At 70.7% G+C, this 16,456-nt stretch carries 15 protein-coding genes; 11 read left to right on the forward strand and 4 right to left on the reverse strand.

All coding sequences use genetic code 11. From position 1 onward, the window contains the following. Positions 1–60: 60 nt before the first annotated feature. The 9 genes from tkt (at position 61) to ACFY2Z_RS22305 (ending at position 11,294) form a co-directional block, all read left to right on the forward strand. Positions 61–2,136 carry a transketolase gene (gene tkt, locus ACFY2Z_RS22265; protein ID WP_390745832.1) on the forward strand — a complete coding sequence of 692 codons (2,076 nt, stop codon included), beginning with the start codon at positions 61–63 and terminating at the stop codon, positions 2,134–2,136. Positions 2,137–2,155: 19 nt separating this feature from the next. After that, positions 2,156–3,301: a transaldolase gene (gene tal / locus ACFY2Z_RS22270; protein ID WP_390745833.1), complete on the forward strand. Its 1,146-nt coding sequence runs from the start codon at positions 2,156–2,158 to the stop codon at positions 3,299–3,301. Next, entirely contained in the window at positions 3,298–4,938 is a 1,641-nt protein-coding gene (gene zwf / locus ACFY2Z_RS22275; RefSeq protein ID WP_390745834.1) for a glucose-6-phosphate dehydrogenase, read from the forward strand. Before tal ends, zwf begins: the two co-directional genes overlap by 4 nt. Further along, positions 4,935–5,870 (forward strand): glucose-6-phosphate dehydrogenase assembly protein OpcA, encoded by a 936-nt coding sequence (opcA, locus tag ACFY2Z_RS22280; protein ID WP_390745835.1) that lies wholly within the window; start codon positions 4,935–4,937, stop codon positions 5,868–5,870. The genes zwf and opcA overlap by 4 nt, the downstream gene beginning before the upstream one ends. After that, complete coding sequence (pgi, locus tag ACFY2Z_RS22285; RefSeq protein WP_390745836.1) at positions 5,863–7,512, forward strand: glucose-6-phosphate isomerase; 1,650 nt, start codon at positions 5,863–5,865, stop codon at positions 7,510–7,512. Before opcA ends, pgi begins: the two co-directional genes overlap by 8 nt. Before the next feature lie 6 nt (positions 7,513–7,518). Beyond that, complete coding sequence (gene gnd, locus ACFY2Z_RS22290) at positions 7,519–8,400, forward strand: phosphogluconate dehydrogenase (NAD(+)-dependent, decarboxylating) (protein ID WP_390745837.1); 882 nt, start codon at positions 7,519–7,521, stop codon at positions 8,398–8,400. A gap of 6 nt (positions 8,401–8,406) precedes the next feature. Further along, positions 8,407–9,033 (forward strand): histidine phosphatase family protein, encoded by a 627-nt coding sequence (locus ACFY2Z_RS22295; protein ID WP_390745838.1) that lies wholly within the window; start codon positions 8,407–8,409, stop codon positions 9,031–9,033. A gap of 62 nt (positions 9,034–9,095) precedes the next feature. Continuing rightward, entirely contained in the window at positions 9,096–9,551 is a 456-nt protein-coding gene (locus ACFY2Z_RS22300; RefSeq protein WP_311694037.1) for a TerB family tellurite resistance protein, read from the forward strand. A 468-nt stretch (positions 9,552–10,019) separates the two neighbouring features. After that, positions 10,020–11,294, forward strand: a complete 1,275-nt coding sequence (locus ACFY2Z_RS22305; protein WP_390745839.1) for an MFS transporter — start codon at positions 10,020–10,022, stop codon at positions 11,292–11,294. 261 nt (positions 11,295–11,555) lie between these two features. On the opposite strand, the gene ACFY2Z_RS22310 is transcribed toward ACFY2Z_RS22305, so the two are convergent. From ACFY2Z_RS22310 to ACFY2Z_RS22320, 3 genes are all read right to left on the reverse strand, one after another. After that, the gene (locus ACFY2Z_RS22310; protein WP_390745840.1) at positions 11,556–11,906 is read right to left on the reverse strand and encodes a VOC family protein; all 351 of its coding nucleotides are present in this window, start codon (positions 11,904–11,906) and stop codon (positions 11,556–11,558) included. 51 nt (positions 11,907–11,957) lie between these two features. After that, on the reverse strand, positions 11,958–12,368 hold the full coding sequence (locus ACFY2Z_RS22315) for a VOC family protein (RefSeq protein WP_390745841.1): 411 nt from the start codon (positions 12,366–12,368) through the stop codon (positions 11,958–11,960). 372 nt (positions 12,369–12,740) lie between these two features. After that, on the reverse strand, positions 12,741–13,346 hold the full coding sequence (locus ACFY2Z_RS22320) for a TetR/AcrR family transcriptional regulator (RefSeq protein WP_390745842.1): 606 nt from the start codon (positions 13,344–13,346) through the stop codon (positions 12,741–12,743). 116 nt (positions 13,347–13,462) lie between these two features. On the opposite strand from ACFY2Z_RS22320, the gene ACFY2Z_RS22325 reads away from it, so the two are divergent. Next, a complete protein-coding gene (locus ACFY2Z_RS22325; protein ID WP_390745843.1) occupies positions 13,463–14,383 on the forward strand; it encodes an NAD(P)-dependent oxidoreductase in 921 nt (306 codons plus the stop codon). 220 nt (positions 14,384–14,603) lie between these two features. On the opposite strand, the gene ACFY2Z_RS22330 is transcribed toward ACFY2Z_RS22325, so the two are convergent. Beyond that, on the reverse strand, positions 14,604–15,041 hold the full coding sequence (locus ACFY2Z_RS22330) for a PPOX class F420-dependent oxidoreductase (protein WP_390745844.1): 438 nt from the start codon (positions 15,039–15,041) through the stop codon (positions 14,604–14,606). Between the two features lie 159 nt (positions 15,042–15,200). On the opposite strand from ACFY2Z_RS22330, the gene ACFY2Z_RS22335 reads away from it, so the two are divergent. Then, the gene (locus ACFY2Z_RS22335; RefSeq protein WP_390745845.1) at positions 15,201–16,427 is read left to right on the forward strand and encodes a serine hydrolase domain-containing protein; all 1,227 of its coding nucleotides are present in this window, start codon (positions 15,201–15,203) and stop codon (positions 16,425–16,427) included. Positions 16,428–16,456: the final 29 nt, after the last annotated feature.

A 16,456-nucleotide genomic window follows, 5' to 3' on the forward strand; every position in this document is an offset into this window, starting at 1 on the left:
GACTTTTAAGTTTGACGACGTTCCGCCAGAGATCATGCATCCAGTGAGGACTTCTTGAAGATGAGTGCGCTGAGCGCAGACGGATTCGAATGGACCGACCTCGACCGGCGAGCCGCCGACACAGCCCGTGTTCTGGCCGCCGACGCCGTACAGAAGGTCGGTAATGGCCACCCGGGCACCGCGATGAGCCTGGCGCCCGCCGCGTACACGATCTTTCAAAAGGTGATGAGGCACGACCCGGCGGACCCCGAGTGGACCGGCCGTGACCGCTTCGTACTCTCCCCCGGGCACACCTCGCTCACTCTCTACACCCAGCTCTTCCTCGCCGGCTACGAGCTGGAGCTGGACGACCTGAAGGCGTTCCGCACGCACGGTTCCAAGACGCCTGGTCACCCCGAGTACGGCCACACGGCCGGTGTCGAGACCACCACGGGCCCCCTGGGCCAGGGCGTGGCCAACGCGGTGGGCATGGCGATGGCCGCCCGCTACGAACGCGGCCTGTTCGACCCCGAGGCCCCCGAGGGCACCTCCCCCTTCGACCACACGATCTGGGCGATCGTCTCCGACGGCGACCTGGAGGAGGGCATCTCCGCCGAGGCGTCCTCGCTCGCCGGCCATCAGAAGCTCGGCAACCTGGTCTTCGTCTACGACGACAACCACATCTCCATCGAGGGCGACACCGCGACCGCCTTCTCCGAGGACGTACTCAAGCGGTACGAGGCCTACGGCTGGCACGTCCAGCGCATCGAGCCCGCGGAGAGCGGTGACATCGACGTCCACGCGCTGTACGCGGCGCTCAAGGCGGCGCAGGCCGAGACCGGGCGCCCCTCGATCATCGCCATGCGCACGATCATCGCCTGGCCCGCCCCGAACGCCCGGAACACCGAGGCCTCGCACGGCTCGGCGCTGGGCGAGGACGAGGTCGCGGCGACCAAGCGCATCCTCGGCTTCGACCCCGAGAAGACCTTCGAGGTGTCCGACGAGGTCCTCGCCCACGCCCGCCGGGCCCTCGACCGCGGTGCCGAGGCGCACGCCGCCTGGGACAAGCGGATCGCCGAGTGGCGCACGGTCCAGCCGGAGCGCGCGAAGCTGCTCGACCGTGTCGTGGCCGGTCAGCTCCCGGAGGGCTGGGAGGACGCGCTGCCGGTCTTCGAGGAGGGCAAGGCGGTGGCCACCCGTGCCGCCTCCGGCAAGGTGCTGCAGGCGCTCGGCGCGGTCCTGCCCGAGCTGTGGGGCGGCTCGGCCGACCTGGCCGGCTCGAACAACACCACCATCGACAAGAACAGCTCCTTCCTCCCCAAGGGCAACCCGCTGCCGGAGGCGAACCCGTACGGGCGCACGGTCCACTTCGGTATCCGCGAGCACTCCATGGCCGCGGAGATGAACGGCATCGCCCTGCACGGCAACACCCGTATCTACGGCGGCACCTTCCTCGTCTTCTCCGACTACATGCGCAACGCCGTGCGCCTGTCGGCCCTGATGCAGCTCCCCGTCACCTATGTGTGGACGCACGACTCCATCGGCCTGGGCGAGGACGGCCCGACCCACCAGCCCGTCGAGCACCTGGCCAGCCTGCGCGCCATCCCGGGCCTGAACATCGTCCGTCCGGCCGACGCCAACGAGACCGCGATCGCCTGGGCCGAGATCCTCCGCCGGCACTCCACCGCCCCGGCCCCGCACGGTCTCGCGCTCACCCGGCAGGGTGTGCCGACGTACGCTCCCAACCCCGAGGCGGCCAAGGGCGGTTACATCCTGCGGGAGTCCTCCACCGGCACCCCGGACGTGATCCTCCTCGCCACCGGCTCCGAGGTGCAGCTCGCGGTCGCCGCGCGCGAACAACTGGAGGCCGAGGGCGTGGGCACCCGGGTGGTGTCGATGCCGTCCGTGGAGTGGTTCGAGGAGCAGTCCGCCGAGTACCGCGCGCACGTCCTTCCGCCGTCCGTGAAGGCGCGCGTGGCGGTCGAGGCGGGTATCGCCCTGACCTGGTACCGCTACGTCGGTGACCGTGGACGCATCGTCTCCCTGGAGCACTTCGGTGCCTCCGCCGACGCCAAGACCTTGTTCGCAGAGTTCGGCTTCACGGCCGACAACGTGGCCGCCGCCGCGCGGGAATCCCTCGCCGCCGTTCGCGGTTGATCCGATCGCACGAAGGAAGATGATCACAGTGACCGAAGCAACCGCAGCCGCGGAGCCTCTGCAGCGCCTGTCCGACGCGGGCGTGTCGATCTGGCTGGACGACCTGTCCCGCAAGCGCATCGCCTCCGGCAATCTCGCCGAACTCCTCGCCACGAAGCACGTGGTGGGTGTCACCACCAACCCCTCCATCTTCCAGGCGGCCATCGGCTCCGGGGAGGGCTACGAGGAGCAGCTCGCCGACCTGGCGGAGCGCGGCGTGACGGTCGAGGAGGCCGTCCGCATGATGACCACCGCCGACGTCCGTGCCGCCGCTGACATACTGCGGCCCGTGTACGACGCGACGGACGGCCGGGACGGCCGGGTCTCCATCGAGGTCGACCCGCGGCTCGCCCACCGCACCCGGGCGACCGTCGCGGAGGCCAGGCAGCTCGCCTGGCTCGTCGACCGCCCCAACGTGATGATCAAGATCCCGGCGACCGAGGCCGGTCTGCCCGCCATCACCGAGGTCATCGGGCAGGGCATCAGCGTCAATGTGACGCTGATCTTCTCGCTGGAGCGCTACCGCCAGGTCATGGACGCCTATCTGGCAGGCCTGGAGAAGGCCAGGGCCGCCGGGCTGGACCTGTCCGCCATCCACTCCGTGGCCTCCTTCTTCGTCTCCCGCGTCGACAGCGAGGTCGACAAGCGCCTGACGAAGCTGGGCACGGACGAGGCGCTCGCGCTCAAGGGCCGGGCGGCGCTCGCCAACGCGCGACTCGCCTACGAGGCGTACGAGGAGGTCTTCGCCGGTGAGCGCTGGCTCGCCCTGGCCGGGGCCGGCGCCAACAAGCAGCGCCCGCTGTGGGCCTCGACCGGAGTGAAGGACCCGGCGTACAAGGACACGCTGTACGTCGACGAACTGGTCGCGCCGGGCACGGTGAACACCATGCCGGAGGCGACCCTCGACGCCACCGCCGACCACGGCGACATCCAGGGCGACACGGTGACCGGCGGCTATGCGCAGGCCCGCGCGGATCTCGCGGCCGTGGAGCGGCTCGGCATCTCGTACGACGAGGTCGTCAAGCAGCTCGAGGACGAGGGCGTCGCCAAGTTCGAGGTGGCCTGGCAGGACCTGCTGGACGCCGTCACGACATCGCTGAGCAGCAAGGGGGTTGACGCAGCATGAGCAAGCAGCGTCGCGAGACGAAGGCGTCCTCGGCCGTGAGGAACGCCGAGGCGGCCGCGGCGGCCGAGAAGACCGCCGCCCCGGCCGAGAAGGCCGGCGGACCTGTCCCGGTGGCCGCCTGGGACAACCCCCTGCGCGACCCCCGCGACCGCAGGCTGCCCCGGGTGGCCGGTCCGTCCGGTCTGGTCATCTTCGGCGTCACCGGTGACCTGTCCCGCAAGAAGCTGATGCCGGCCGTCTACGACCTCGCCAACCGTGGTCTGCTGCCGCCGGGCTTCTCGCTGGTCGGGTTCGCCCGTCGCGACTGGGCCGACCAGGACTTCGCCCAGGTGGTGCACGACGCCGTGCGCGAGCACGCCCGCACGGAGTTCCGCGAGGAGGTGTGGCAGCAGCTCGCCGAGGGGATGCGGTTCGTCCCCGGCAACTTCGACGACGACACCGCGTTCAAGCAACTGCGCGCCGCCGTCGACGAGTTGGACGCCTCCCGGGGCACCAGCGGCAACTACGCGTTCTATCTCTCGGTACCGCCGAAGTTCTTCCCGAAGGTCGTCCAGCAGCTGAAGAAGCATGGGCTGGCGGACGCCCCGGAGGGGTCCTGGCGACGCGCGGTCATCGAGAAGCCGTTCGGCCACGACCTGGCCAGCGCCCGCGAGCTGAACGCGATCGTGCACGACGTGTTCGAGCCGGACCAGGTGTTCCGCATCGACCACTACCTTGGCAAGGAGACCGTCCAGAACATCCTGGCGCTCCGCTTCGCCAACCAGATGTACGAGCCGATCTGGAACAGGTCGTACGTCGACCACGTCCAGATCACGATGGCGGAGGACATCGGTATCGGCGGCCGGGCGGGCTACTACGACGGCATCGGCGCCGCCCGTGACGTCATCCAGAACCACCTGCTCCAGCTGATGGCGCTGACGGCCATGGAGGAGCCCATCGCCTTCGACGCGGAGGCGCTGCTCACCGAGAAGCTGAAGGTGCTGAAGTCGGTGCGGCTGCCGGAGGAACTCGGCCTGCACACCGTGCGCGGCCAGTACGCGGACGGCTGGCAGGGCGGCGAGAAGGTCGTCGGGTACCTCCAGGAGGAGGGCATCGACCCGCAGTCGAAGACCGACACCTACGCGGCGGTCAAGCTGGAGATCGACAACCGCCGCTGGGCGGGCGTCCCCTTCTATCTGCGTACCGGCAAGCGGCTGGGCCGCCGGGTCACCGAGATCGCGGTCGTCTTCCAGCGCGCGCCGCACTCCCCCTTCGACACCACCGCCACCGAGGAACTCGGGCAGAACGCGATCGTCATCCGGGTGCAACCGGACGAGGGCATGACCGTGCGCTTCGGTTCGAAGGTGCCGGGTACCTCGATGGAGATCCGGGACGTGTCCATGGACTTCGCCTACGGCGAGTCGTTCACGGAGTCCAGCCCGGAGGCGTACGAACGGCTGATCCTGGACGTACTGCTGGGCGACGCCAACCTCTTCCCCCGTACCGAGGAGGTGGAGGAGTCCTGGAAGATCCTCGACCCCATCGAGGAGTACTGGGACAAGCACGGCAAGCCCGCACAGTACCCCTCGGGCACCTGGGGTCCGAAGGAAGCCGACGAGATGCTCGCACGAGACGGACGGAGCTGGCGCAGGCCATGAAGATCGACCTGACCGACACCACGGCAAGCAAGATCAACAAGGCGCTGGTGCAGGGCCGCCGCGCCATCGGCACTCCCGCCGTGGGCATGGTGCTGACCATGGTCATCGTGACCGACGAGGAGAACGCCTACGACTCGGTCAAGGCGGCCGAGGACGCCTCGCGTGAGCACCCCTCGCGCACCCTCGTGGTCATCAAGCGGCACGCCCGCACCCCCCGGGACCGCACCGCCTCCCGGCTCGACGCCGAGATCCGGGTGGGCTCGGAGGCGGGCACCGGCGAGACGGTCGTGCTGCGGCTGTACGGCGAGGTGTCCGACCACGCCGACTCGGTGGTCCTGCCCCTGCTGCTGCCCGACGCTCCGGTCGTCGTGTGGTGGCCGGTGGACGCGCCGGACAACCCCGCGCGGGACCCGCTGGGCGCCCTCGCGCAGCGCCGGATCACCGACATGTACGCCGTGGAGCACCCGCTCGAAGCCCTGAAGGCGCGCGTCGCCTCCTACGCGCCCGGCGACACCGACCTGGCCTGGACCCGGCTCACCCTCTGGCGGTCGATGCTGGCCGCCGCCCTGGACCAGGCGCGGACCAAGGTGACCTACGCGGCGATCGAGAGCGAGGCCGAGAACCCCAGCTCCGAGCTGCTGGCCCGCTGGCTGGGCAGCCGGCTCAGGGTGCCGGTGGAGCGGATCGTCACCGCCGGACCGGTCATCACGACCGTGCGGCTGGGCACCGAGAAGGGCGAGATCGTCATCGACCGCCCCGACGGCCCGCTGGCCACCCTGACCCTGCCGGGACAGCCCTCGCGCACGCTCGCGCTGAAGGTGCGCCCCACCTCCGAACTGATCGCCGAGGAGCTGCGCCGCCTCGACGCGGACGAGATGTACGCCATCGCCCTGCGCGGCGAGGCCGCCAAGGAGAACGCCAGCCATGACTGACAGCCCCAGGCTCACCCGACGCCCCGAGTGGACGGCCCTGGAGGACCATCGCGGGGGCCCGCTCCTCCACCCCGACCTGCGCGCCCTCTTCGAGCAGGACCCGGGGCGGGCCGAGCGCTACACGGTGCGGGTCGGCGATCTGCTCATCGACTACTCCAAGCACCTGATCACCGACGAGACCCTCGCCCTGCTCCAGGAACTGGCCACCGCCACCGACGTGTTCCGCCTCAGGGACGCCATGTTCCGCGGCGAGAGGATCAATGTCACCGAGCGCCGGGCCGTGCTGCACACCGCGCTGCGCGCCTCGCGGGACGCGGTGATCGAGGTCGACGGCGAGAACGTGGTGGCCAAGGTCCACGCGGTCCTCGACAGGATGGCCGCGTTCGCGGACCGGGTCCGTTCGGGCGAGTGGACGGGCCACACCGGCAAGCGCATCAGGAACGTCGTCAACATCGGCATCGGCGGCTCGGACCTGGGCCCGGCGATGGCGTACGAGGCGCTGCGCCCGTACACCGCACGTGATGTGACGTTCCGCTTCGTCTCCAACGTCGACGGGGCCGATCTGCACGAGGCGGTCCGGGACCTGGACCCGGCGGAGACGCTGTTCATCGTCGCGTCCAAGACGTTCACCACGATCGAGACGATCACGAACGCGACCTCGGCCCGCTCCTGGCTGCTCGACGGCCTGGAAGGCGACCACAAGGCGGTCGCGAAGCACTTCGTGGCGCTGTCCACGAACGCCGGGAAGGTCACCGAGTTCGGTATCGACCCCGACAACATGTTCGAGTTCTGGGACTGGGTCGGCGGCCGCTACTCCTACGACTCGGCGATCGGGCTTTCCCTGATGATCGCCATCGGCCCGGACCGCTTCCGGGAGATGCTCGACGGTTTCCGTCTCGTGGACGAGCACTTCAAGAACGCTCCCGCCGAGGCCAACGCGCCGCTGCTGCTGGGCCTGCTGGGTGTCTGGTACAACAACTTCTTCGACGCCCAGACCCACGCGGTGCTGCCGTACAGCCACTACCTGTCCAAGTTCACCGCCTATCTCCAGCAGTTGGACATGGAGTCCGACGGCAAGTCGGTGGACCGCGACGGGCACCCGGTGGAGTGGCAGACCGGCCCGGTGGTGTGGGGCACCCCCGGCACCAACGGCCAGCACGCCTACTACCAGCTCATCCACCAGGGCACCAAGCTCATCCCGGCGGACTTCATCGGCTTCGCCCGGCCCGTCGACGAGCTGAGCGGTGACCTCGAGGCCCAGCACGACCTGCTGATGGCGAACTTCTTCGCGCAGACGCAGGCGCTGGCCTTCGGCAAGACCCCGGACGAGGTGCGCGCCGAGGGTGTCCCGGAGGAGCTGGTGCCGCACAGGACGTTCAAGGGCAATCGCCCCACCACCACGATCCTCGCCACCGAGCTGACCCCCTCGGCGCTGGGCCAGCTCATCGCCCTCTATGAGCACAAGGTGTTCGTCCAGGGCGCGATCTGGAACATCGACTCCTTCGACCAGTGGGGTGTCGAGCTGGGCAAGGTCCTCGCCAAGCGCGTCGAACCGGCTCTCACCCAGGGCGCCGAGGTGCCCGGCCTCGACCCCTCCACCACTGCTCTCGTGGCCGCATACCGTACGCTCAGGAAGAAGTGAACTGACATGCAGATCGGACTCATCGGCCTCGGCAAGATGGGCGGCAACATGCGCGAGCGGATCCGCCGCGCGGGCCACACCGTCGTCGGCTACGACCGCACCCCGGACGTCTCCGATGTCAAGCACCTGCCCGAACTGGTCGAGAAGCTCGAAGCCCCGCGCGTGATCTGGGTGATGGTCCCGGCCGGCTCCCCCACCCAGTCCGTCATCGACGAGCTCAAGGACCTGCTGTCGCCCGGCGACGTCGTGGTCGACGGCGGCAACTCCCGCTGGACCGACGACGAGAAGCACGCCACCGAACTCGGCATCAAGGGCATCGGTTTCGTCGACGCGGGCGTCTCCGGCGGTGTCTGGGGCCTGGAGAACGGCTACGCCCTGATGGTCGGCGGCGACAAGGAGCACGTCGAGCGCCTCCAGCCGATCTTCGAGGCACTCAAGCCCGAGGGCCCGTACGGGTACGTCCACGCCGGCCGGGTCGGCGCCGGGCACTTCTCCAAGATGGTCCACAACGGCATCGAGTACGCGATGATGCAGGCGTACGCCGAGGGCTGGGAGCTGCTGGAGAAGGTCAAGTCGGTGGAGAACGTCCGCGAGGTCTTCCGCTCCTGGCAGGAGGGCACGGTCATCCGCTCCTGGCTGCTGGACCTCGCGGTCAACGCCCTCGACGAGGACGAGCACCTGGACAAGCTGCGCGGCTACGCCGAGGACTCCGGCGAGGGCCGCTGGACCGTGGAGGCCGCCATCGACAACGCGGTGCCGCTGCCGGCCATCACCGCCTCGCTGTTCGCGCGGTTCAGCTCCCGTCAGGACGACTCCCCGCAGATGAAGATGATCGCGGCGCTGCGCAACCAGTTCGGCGGCCACGCGGTCGAGTCGGCGAAGGAGTAACCAGCCATGGGCGACCTCCTGTTGGTCCGCCACGGCGAAACCGAGTGGAGCAGATCGGGACAGCACACCAGCTGGACCGATCTGCCCCTCACCCAGCGGGGCGAGGAACAGGCCAAGTCCCTCGCCCCGTTGCTCGCCGGACGCACCTTCGCCCTCACCCTCACCAGCCCGCTCGCCCGGGCGGTCCGCACGGCGGAACTGGCCGGACTGTTCGGCGCCGTACCGGACCCCGATCTGCACGAGTGGGACTACGGCGGCTACGAGGGCGTCACCACGGTCGAGATACACCGCACGCGGCCGGAGTGGTGTCTGTGGACCGACGGCACGCCGCCCGGCCCGGACGGACATCCGGGCGAGTCGCCCGACGAGGTGGCGGCGCGCGCGGATCGGGTGCTGGCCCGTGTCGCGCCCGCGCTCGCCCAGGGTGATGTGATGCTCGTGGCCCACGGTCACTTCCTGCGTGTCCTGGCCGCCCGATATCTGGGCCTGTCGGCCGCCGAGGGGCGGCTGCTGCGGCTGGAGACGGCGACGGTCAGCCGGCTCTCCACCGAGCACGACTGGCCAGTGATCGCGGAGTGGAACGCACGCGGAACTTCTGCGGCATCCCATCAGTTTCCTCCTACGTCGCCGTAGAAACGAGAGGTCACGGCCCGTCCACCGGGACGGGCCGGCCTCGACGACGTAGGGAGTTCTCCATGGCCCTGTGGGACCGCATCAAGGAATCCGCCTCGACGATGCAGACCCAGCTCGTGGCAAAGAAGAACGATCTGAAGAGCGGTGCGTTCCGCGACGCGAGCATGGCCATGTGCGCTCTCGTCGCCGCGGCGGACGGGACCGTGGACCCCTCCGAGCGCCAGCGCGTCGCCCAGCTCATCGCCACGAACGAGGTGTTGCAGAACTTCCCGGCCGACGACCTGCGCCGTCGCTTCGAGGACAATCTGAACAAGCTGACCACCGACTTCGACTTCGGCAAGGTCAGCGTGCTGCAGGAGATCGGCAAGGCGAAGAAGAAGCCCGCCGAGGCCCGCGCCGTGATCCAGATCGGCATCGTCATCGGGGGTGCCGACGGTAACTTCGACAAGGACGAGCAGGCGGTGGTCCGGGAGGCGTGCTTCGCGCTCGACCTGCCGCCGCACGAGTTCGACCTCTAGGTCGTACGCGGGTACCGGCAGGCACTGCCGGACCACTGGGGCCCGGGTCACACCGTGTCGCGGCGATCGCCGCGTGCGCGCACGGTGTGACCCGGGCCTTCTCGTCGAAGCGGAACCAGTCCGTTCTCGGCCAACGTCGCCAGGGCCGTTGTGGTTGCCGGGAGCCAAGGATGGCTCCAGGCCCACCATGTGGAGGACGAGTACTACGAGCGGTACTTCCGCCACGGCTGACGGACGCGCACCGACGGCACGCGGAGCTGTGGGACGCGGCGGGCGCGGAGTGAACGGACGGGGCGGGCGCGGAGTGAACGGACGGGGCGGGCGCGGAGTGAACCGGGGGGGGCGGGCGCGGAGTGAACCGGGGGGGCGGGCGCGGAGTGAGCGGGACGGGACGAAGTGACCCACCGGCCCGATGAGTTGTGGTCTAGACCTTGCAACCTGCCCGCCCCGCCGTCACCATGACCGATCATGAGCGTGTCCTTCTTCGCGCCCACCCGCCTGTGGACCCGTAACTTCACCCTCTACTTCACCGCCCGCATCGTGTCGATGCTCGGCGACACGATGATCCCGGTCGCGATGGCCGTGGCCATGCTCTCGCTCGGGTACGGAGTGAGTGCGGTCGGGTTCGCGCTCGGAGCCTGGATGGGGGCGTTCGCTCTCTTCGTCGTGTTCGGCGGGGTGTTCGCGGACCGGTTCCACCCCAGGCCCATGATGATCGGCGCGGACGTGGTGCGATGTCTGATCCAGGGGTCGCTCGCGGTCGGCCTCGGCCTCGGGCATCCGCCGCTGTGGTTCGTCATCGCCGGGTCACTGCTCGGCGGGACGGCGACGGCGATGTTCCAGCCGGGCCTCACCAGTCTGGTGCCGCAGGTCGCCGCCGATCCTCGGCAGGCCAACGGAGTGCTGCGGGTGAGCCAGGGCATCGCCACGATGGCCGGGCCCACGCTCGCCGGGCTGCTCGTCGCCTCCGCCTCGGCCGCCTGGGTGTTCGCGGTCGACGCCGCCACCTTCGCGGTCAGCGGGATCTGTCTCATGGCCCTGCGGCTCCCACCGTTCACGGTGGACCGGTCGGCCTCCACGCTGGGCAATCTGCGCGCGGGCTGGGAGGAGTTCCGCTCCCGGTCCTGGCTGTGGGGCGTCATTCTGATCTGGTGGGTGCTCGGCATCTTCGTCTGGGGGCCGCTCACCCCGCTCGGCGCGGCCTCCGTCATCGCCGCGCACGGAAAGGCCGCGTTCGGCTACGCCGAGGGCGCGTTCGGGGCCGGCTGTGTCCTCGGCGGGCTGGTCGCGCTGCGGATCCGTCCGTCCCGTCCGCTGTTCGGCGGCGGGCTCGCGATGTTCCTGTTCCCGCTCATGCCGCTCGCCGCGGCGCTGGTCCCCGCGCTGCCGCTGCTCATGCTGGGCTACGGGGTGAGCGGGATCGGCTGGGCCTTCTGGGGCGTCCAGTGGGCCACCGCGGTGCAGACCCAGATCCCGGAGGACCGGCTGGGCCGGGTGGCCGCCTACGAGGTCGCCGGTTCCATCCTCGCCGTCCCCCTCGGTCAGACCCTGTCCGGGCCCGTCGGCACCGCGTTCGGCGTGCGCCCTCCGTTGCTGGTCGCCGCGGTGGTCGGCCTGGGCTGTGCCGCCGCCCTCATCGCCGTCGCGCCGATCCGCCGGCTGCGTCTGTCTCCCGGCGCTGGCATCACCGGCCGATTCCAGGGACAGCCGGAACGCCGGGGCGCGGCGGAGGAGTGCTCCTGACCCGGGGCCTTCGGACAACGCGGGGCGCAGCGGCCTGACAGTACGGACAGTCCCACAACGCGACCGCGCACCGGCCGCACCCGTCGCCTCAGCAACGGTCAGTTGCCGCCAACGCCCGGCAAGTGTCGCCGCGTTCACCGTGATGAGGGGGGTGAGGGCGGTGGGCCCCGCCCGTCTACCAGTTCCGCCACCAGGCACCGCGCCACCACCTCAGCACGGCGAGCGGAGTCGGCCCGTCCCCGGTCCCGGAAGAACCTGTGGTCAGCGGCCGTGCGCCCGCGGATGGAGGGGTTGGTAGAGGCCGATGTCTCCGCCGCCGGGCAGCCGGAAGGCGGTGACCCTGCCCCAGCGCGCCTCGGTGACCGGCTGAGTGAACCGGACTCCCTTCGCGGTGAGTTCGGCCATCGTGGCATCGAGGTCGTCGCACATCAGCATCAGCTCGTGCGTGGGCCCGCCCTCGGTCGGATGGAAGGCCAGTTCGGCGGGCGGTGCCTCGAAGACGAGCCAGCCATGGCCCGCGTCGACGTGCGGCCAGCCGAGGACGTCCCGGAAGAAGCCGCGGTCCGCCTCGGCGTCGCGGGAGTACAGCACGATGTGCGCCCCATTGATCACGGCCGGAGGGTAACGGCAGAACGGGGTCCCGCCTGGCGCGGCGCGCCGTACCTATGCGTTGGACCAGCTACGTCGGCAGAGCACCAGCCGGTAGCCGTCGGGGTCCTCGATCGTGACGCCCCACTCGTTCCAGTACGGGTTGGGCGAGAGCACCCGCCTGCCGCCCTGCGCCTCCAGCCGGGCGACGAGTTCGTCGGGGACCGGCTCGTCGAGGTAGAGGACGAGAAGGTCCTCCTCGGTGGGACGGGGCTCGACCGGCCGGCCTGCCTCCTGGACGAGTTCCAGATGCCAGCCCGCCTCGGGCAGGCCGAGCATGAGCAGGTCGTGCTCACCCCGCTCCGGGCCCGCCTCGGCCCGGTACACCACCGACAGCCCGAGCCCTTCGGCCCAGAACCGCTCGGCCGCGGCCAGGTCCCGGGAGGGACGGGCGATCCTGAGGTGACTGCGGGCGTCGAAGGGCATGACGGTTCCTTACGGGGATGCGAACGGCGGGTCGCCGGGGGTGCGCACGGCGAGCGGGCCCCTTCGGCAGCCTAGGGCCTGCCGTCAAACTCCCGCCTGCCCCGCGACGCCAGGCACGCTCCCCCACGCTCGGCTTCGCTCGCGCGGGCGGTGCCCCCACCGCCGCACCGGGCGAAACCCCACGCACCCCCAGTACGGGCTTCCACCCGGCACTCCCCCGAGCTCTTCGAGCAGGGGGTACCCCCAGAGCACGCACCTGACGCCGCAGGGCCGCCCTCCGGGCGACGACGCGAGTTCGACGACAGGCCCTGGGAGCGCGGTGATCGCCGGGCCATCGGCCATGCGTCCTGCGTCGCAGGGCATAGGACCGCGTCAGCCGGACGATGCCGTCGGTAGGACGCTCGCGTCGAGCAGGGGCCCCAGTTCCCGTGCGACGGTCGTCAGGGCGCGTACGTCCCGCTCGGTGCGGGCGATCAGGAGAGCCCCCTCCAGCGCGCTGATCATGAGCGTGGCGAGCGGCTCGGTCCGGTCCGCCGGGACGCCCATGTCCGCGAGGGCGTCGGCCACCGGCCGGATCCAGCGGGCGAACGCCGCCGCGGCCGCCGTCCGGGTGGAGTCGGCGGTCTGGGCACAGTCCACGGTCGCCGCGGCGACCGGGCAGCCCCCGGCGAACCCCGACGAGTCGTACTCGTCCGTCCACTGCCGCACCATCGCGGCGAACAGGCCGCTCGGCGTCGGCTCGGGCAGCTGGGCGAGGAAGCGCCCGACACGCCGGGCCGCGTACCGGCCGGCCCAGTCCACTGCCTCGTTGACGAGCTGCTCCTTGCCACCGGGGAAGTAGTGCTGGAGCGAGCCGCGCGGAGCCCCCGCATGGGCGGCGACATCGCGCATACCGGTCGCCGTGACGCCGTCGCGCCGGATCAGCTGGGCCGCGCTGAAGACCATCCGCTCCCGCGGCCCGCGCTCGGACGCCGCCATCGTCGACCTCCCGGGCTGGACACCGTGTTTCCCACTCACCCTATGACCGGCGTCATAAACCTGGCTACTATGACCGCTGTCATAGGCCGGGGGTCCGGAGCGGAAGGCGGTCCATCGTGTACATCGGCTTCATCGGTCTCGGGGTCATGGGGCAGCCCATGGCACTGCGCCTGGCCCGGTCCGGCACTCCCCTGGTGGTGTGGAACCGCACCCCGGCGCGCACCGAACCGCTGCGCGCGGCCGGCGCCGAGGTGGCGGCGGATCCCGCCGAGGTGTTCGCGCGGGCGGAGATCGTGATCCTCATGCTCGCCGACGATCTCGCGATCGACGCCACGCTGGGCCGCGGCACCCCGGACTTCGCCGCGCGCGTCGCCGGACGCGTCGTCGTGCACATGGGCACGACCTCGCCCGGATACTCCCGGGATCTGGACGCCGAGGTGCGGGCCGCGGGCGGGCGCTATGTGGAGGCGCCCGTCTCGGGATCACGCGTCCCGGCGGAGAACGGGCAGCTGGTGGCGATGCTGGCCGGGGACGCGGCGGCGGTGGACGTCGTACGGCCACTGCTCGCGCCCCTGTGCCGCGAGACGTTCGTCTGCGGCGCGGCGCCGAACGCCCTGGTGATGAAGCTGTCGGTGAATCTGTTCCTGATCACCCTGGTGACAGGGCTGTCGGAGGCCTACCACTTCGCCGACCGGCACGGTCTGGATCGCAAGCTCTTCCTGGACGTCCTGGACGCGGGGCCCATGGCCAGCGGGGTCTCCCGGATGAAGGCGCCCAAGCTGCTGGAGCGCGACTTCGCCGTGCAGGCGGCGGCCCATGACGTCCTGAAGAACAACCGGCTGGTCGCCGAGGCCGCCCGTGCGGCGGGACTCGCCTCACCGCTCCTCGACGTCTGCCACGTCCTCTTCGACGAGACCGTGACGCTGGGGCACGGGTCCGAGGACATGGTGGCCGTCCTACGGGCGATCGAGGCCCGCACCGAGAACGCGCCCCTCGGATCCGGGCCTGTGGGCGGCGGCCTGGAGAGTTCCGTCTAGTGCTGTGGCCGGGAAGGTCTGCCGGAAAGCTCGCGGCGTCCGGTGCCGGGGGTGCCCCCACGCCTTTTAGGCAACGGGGGAGCCTCGCAGAGCGGTGCATCGCCCGCGCACCGGATGTACTCGGGCGATGCGACAACGCTGCGGGGTGCCGTACCCGGAGGCACCTGCCGGCCGCCAGGCTGGGGGAGTCGCGAGCCGGTGAGCCTTTCCGGTCGCAGCACTAGCCCCGGGGGATGCCGTAGGCACGATCGACGCGCAGGCGCAGGACCAGGCGGCGGTCGCGGACCATGGCGGCGCGGTAGTCGTCCCAGTCGGGGTGCTCGCCGGTGATGTCGCGGTAGAGCCGCACCAGCTCCTCCACCGTGGGGTCGTACGGGTCCAGCGCGACAGGCGACAGCTCGGCGGTGCCCTCGGCGACCGTGTACGCCCACCGGTCGGGGCTGGTCACGTGGTACGAGGCCCGAGGGTCCCGGCGCAGATTGCGGGTCTTGGCGCGGTCGTCCGTGAGCGAGACCCGGATGATGTGTTCCTCGGGATCGTAGGCGTGGCTGACGTTCGACAGCTGGGGCCGGCCGTCGCGCTTGAGGGTGACCAGCACCCCGCCGTGACCCTCGGAGAGCAGTGCGAGCAGCGCGTTCTGCGTGGCGTCCTGAGTCATACCCGGGTCAACTTCCCCGGCCGACCCGCGCATTCCCCGGTGCGCCCTCCGTCGTGATCCGGATCGCAGCGGCCCGGGGATCGGCCCGGATCCGTGGGGGGCCGTGACATGTTGGAGCCGGAAACCCGGGACGACACCGGGACAGACCGGAGGAGAACGATGGGACAGCTGCGTCAAGAGGTGGAGCCGGGAGAGGTCGGTCTCGACCCGCAGGCGCTGGCCCGCCTCGACCAGCACTTCGCGCACCAGGTCGACGCCGGGAGGCTGCCCGGCTTCCTGGTGGCCGTCTCACGACACGGCCGCACCGCGCACCTCACCCTGTACGGACACCGCGATGTGCGGAAAGGGCTGCCGGTCGAGACCGGCACGCTGTGGCGGATGTACTCGATGACCAAGCCGGTCACCTCGGTCGCCGCGCTGATCCTCATGGAGGAGGGCCGCTTCGGGCTCGACACGCCCGTCGCGGACTTCCTGCCGGCCTTCGCCGAGCCGCGCGTCCACGTCGACGGCTCCGGCCCGGATCTGCGGACGCGCCCCGCCGAGGGGCCCATCCTGGTCCGTCATCTGCTCACCCATACGGCAGGGCTGACGTTCGGCTTCTACCACGCGCATCCCGTGGACGCCCTGTACCGGGAGGCGGGCATCGAGTCGTCCGTGGTGCCCGGGACGGATCTCGCCGAGACCTGTGAGGCTTACGCGCGGCTGCCGCTGCAGTTCGAGCCGGGCACCCAGTGGAACTACTCGGTGGCGACCAACGTGCTCGGCCGGCTCGTGGAGGTGGCCTCGGGCCAGGACCTGGCCGCCTTCCTCGCCGAACGGATCTTCACCCCGCTGGGCATGGTGGACGCGGGCCTGTGGGTCACCGAGGATCAGGTGGCACGGCTCGCGGAGCTGTACGGCGAGACGCAGGAGGGCGGGATCACCCCGGTGCCGGGGCTGCCCGTGCGCGGCCGGCCGCAGCTGCTCTCCGGCAGCGGTGGCATGGTCGCGTCGGCACACGACTACCACCGCTTCATGGAGTTCCTCCGCCGCCGCGGTGAACTGGACGGCACCCGGCTGCTGAGCGCCGACACGGTCGCCGCCATGACCTCCAACCATCTCCCCGACGGCACCGACCTGCACTCCTACGGCAGCCCGGTGCATCGCGAACCCGGCAAGGCGGGCCTCGGGTTCGGGCTCGGCGTCTCCGTCGTCACGGATCCCGCGGTCACCCGGTCGCCCACGGTCCGGGGCTCGTTCGGCTGGAGCGGAGTGGCCACCACCACCTTCTGGATCGACCCGGAGCACGACCTGACGGTCCAGTTCCTGACCCAGCTGCGGCCGACGGGCTCGCACACGGTCTACCCGGAGCTGAAGCGGCTGGTGCACGAGGCGTTGACGGGCTGACCGCGCCCGGCGCCCGACCGGCCGGGGCG

This window comes from Streptomyces sp. NPDC001222, assembly GCF_042896945.1.
Classification (GTDB): Bacteria; Actinomycetota; Actinomycetes; order Streptomycetales; family Streptomycetaceae; genus Streptomyces; species Streptomyces gibsoniae.

Bases quoted from the DNA above. Each gene is read 5' to 3' on its own strand.
- tkt (WP_390745832.1), top strand. From the start codon at position 61: ATGAGTGCGCTGAGCGCAGACGGATTCGAATGGACCGACCTCGACCGG.
- tal (WP_390745833.1), top strand. From the start codon at position 2,156: ATGATCACAGTGACCGAAGCAACCGCAGCCGCGGAGCCTCTGCAGCGC.
- zwf (WP_390745834.1), top strand. From the start codon at position 3,298: ATGAGCAAGCAGCGTCGCGAGACGAAGGCGTCCTCGGCCGTGAGGAAC.
- opcA (WP_390745835.1), top strand. From the start codon at position 4,935: ATGAAGATCGACCTGACCGACACCACGGCAAGCAAGATCAACAAGGCG.
- pgi (WP_390745836.1), top strand. From the start codon at position 5,863: ATGACTGACAGCCCCAGGCTCACCCGACGCCCCGAGTGGACGGCCCTG.
- gnd (WP_390745837.1), top strand. From the start codon at position 7,519: ATGCAGATCGGACTCATCGGCCTCGGCAAGATGGGCGGCAACATGCGC.
- ACFY2Z_RS22295 (WP_390745838.1), top strand. From the start codon at position 8,407: ATGGGCGACCTCCTGTTGGTCCGCCACGGCGAAACCGAGTGGAGCAGA.
- ACFY2Z_RS22300 (WP_311694037.1), top strand. From the start codon at position 9,096: ATGGCCCTGTGGGACCGCATCAAGGAATCCGCCTCGACGATGCAGACC.
- ACFY2Z_RS22305 (WP_390745839.1), top strand. From the start codon at position 10,020: ATGAGCGTGTCCTTCTTCGCGCCCACCCGCCTGTGGACCCGTAACTTC.
- ACFY2Z_RS22315 (WP_390745841.1), bottom strand. From the start codon at position 12,368: ATGCCCTTCGACGCCCGCAGTCACCTCAGGATCGCCCGTCCCTCCCGG.
- ACFY2Z_RS22320 (WP_390745842.1), bottom strand. From the start codon at position 13,346: ATGGCGGCGTCCGAGCGCGGGCCGCGGGAGCGGATGGTCTTCAGCGCG.
- ACFY2Z_RS22330 (WP_390745844.1), bottom strand. From the start codon at position 15,041: ATGACTCAGGACGCCACGCAGAACGCGCTGCTCGCACTGCTCTCCGAG.
- ACFY2Z_RS22335 (WP_390745845.1), top strand. From the start codon at position 15,201: ATGGGACAGCTGCGTCAAGAGGTGGAGCCGGGAGAGGTCGGTCTCGAC.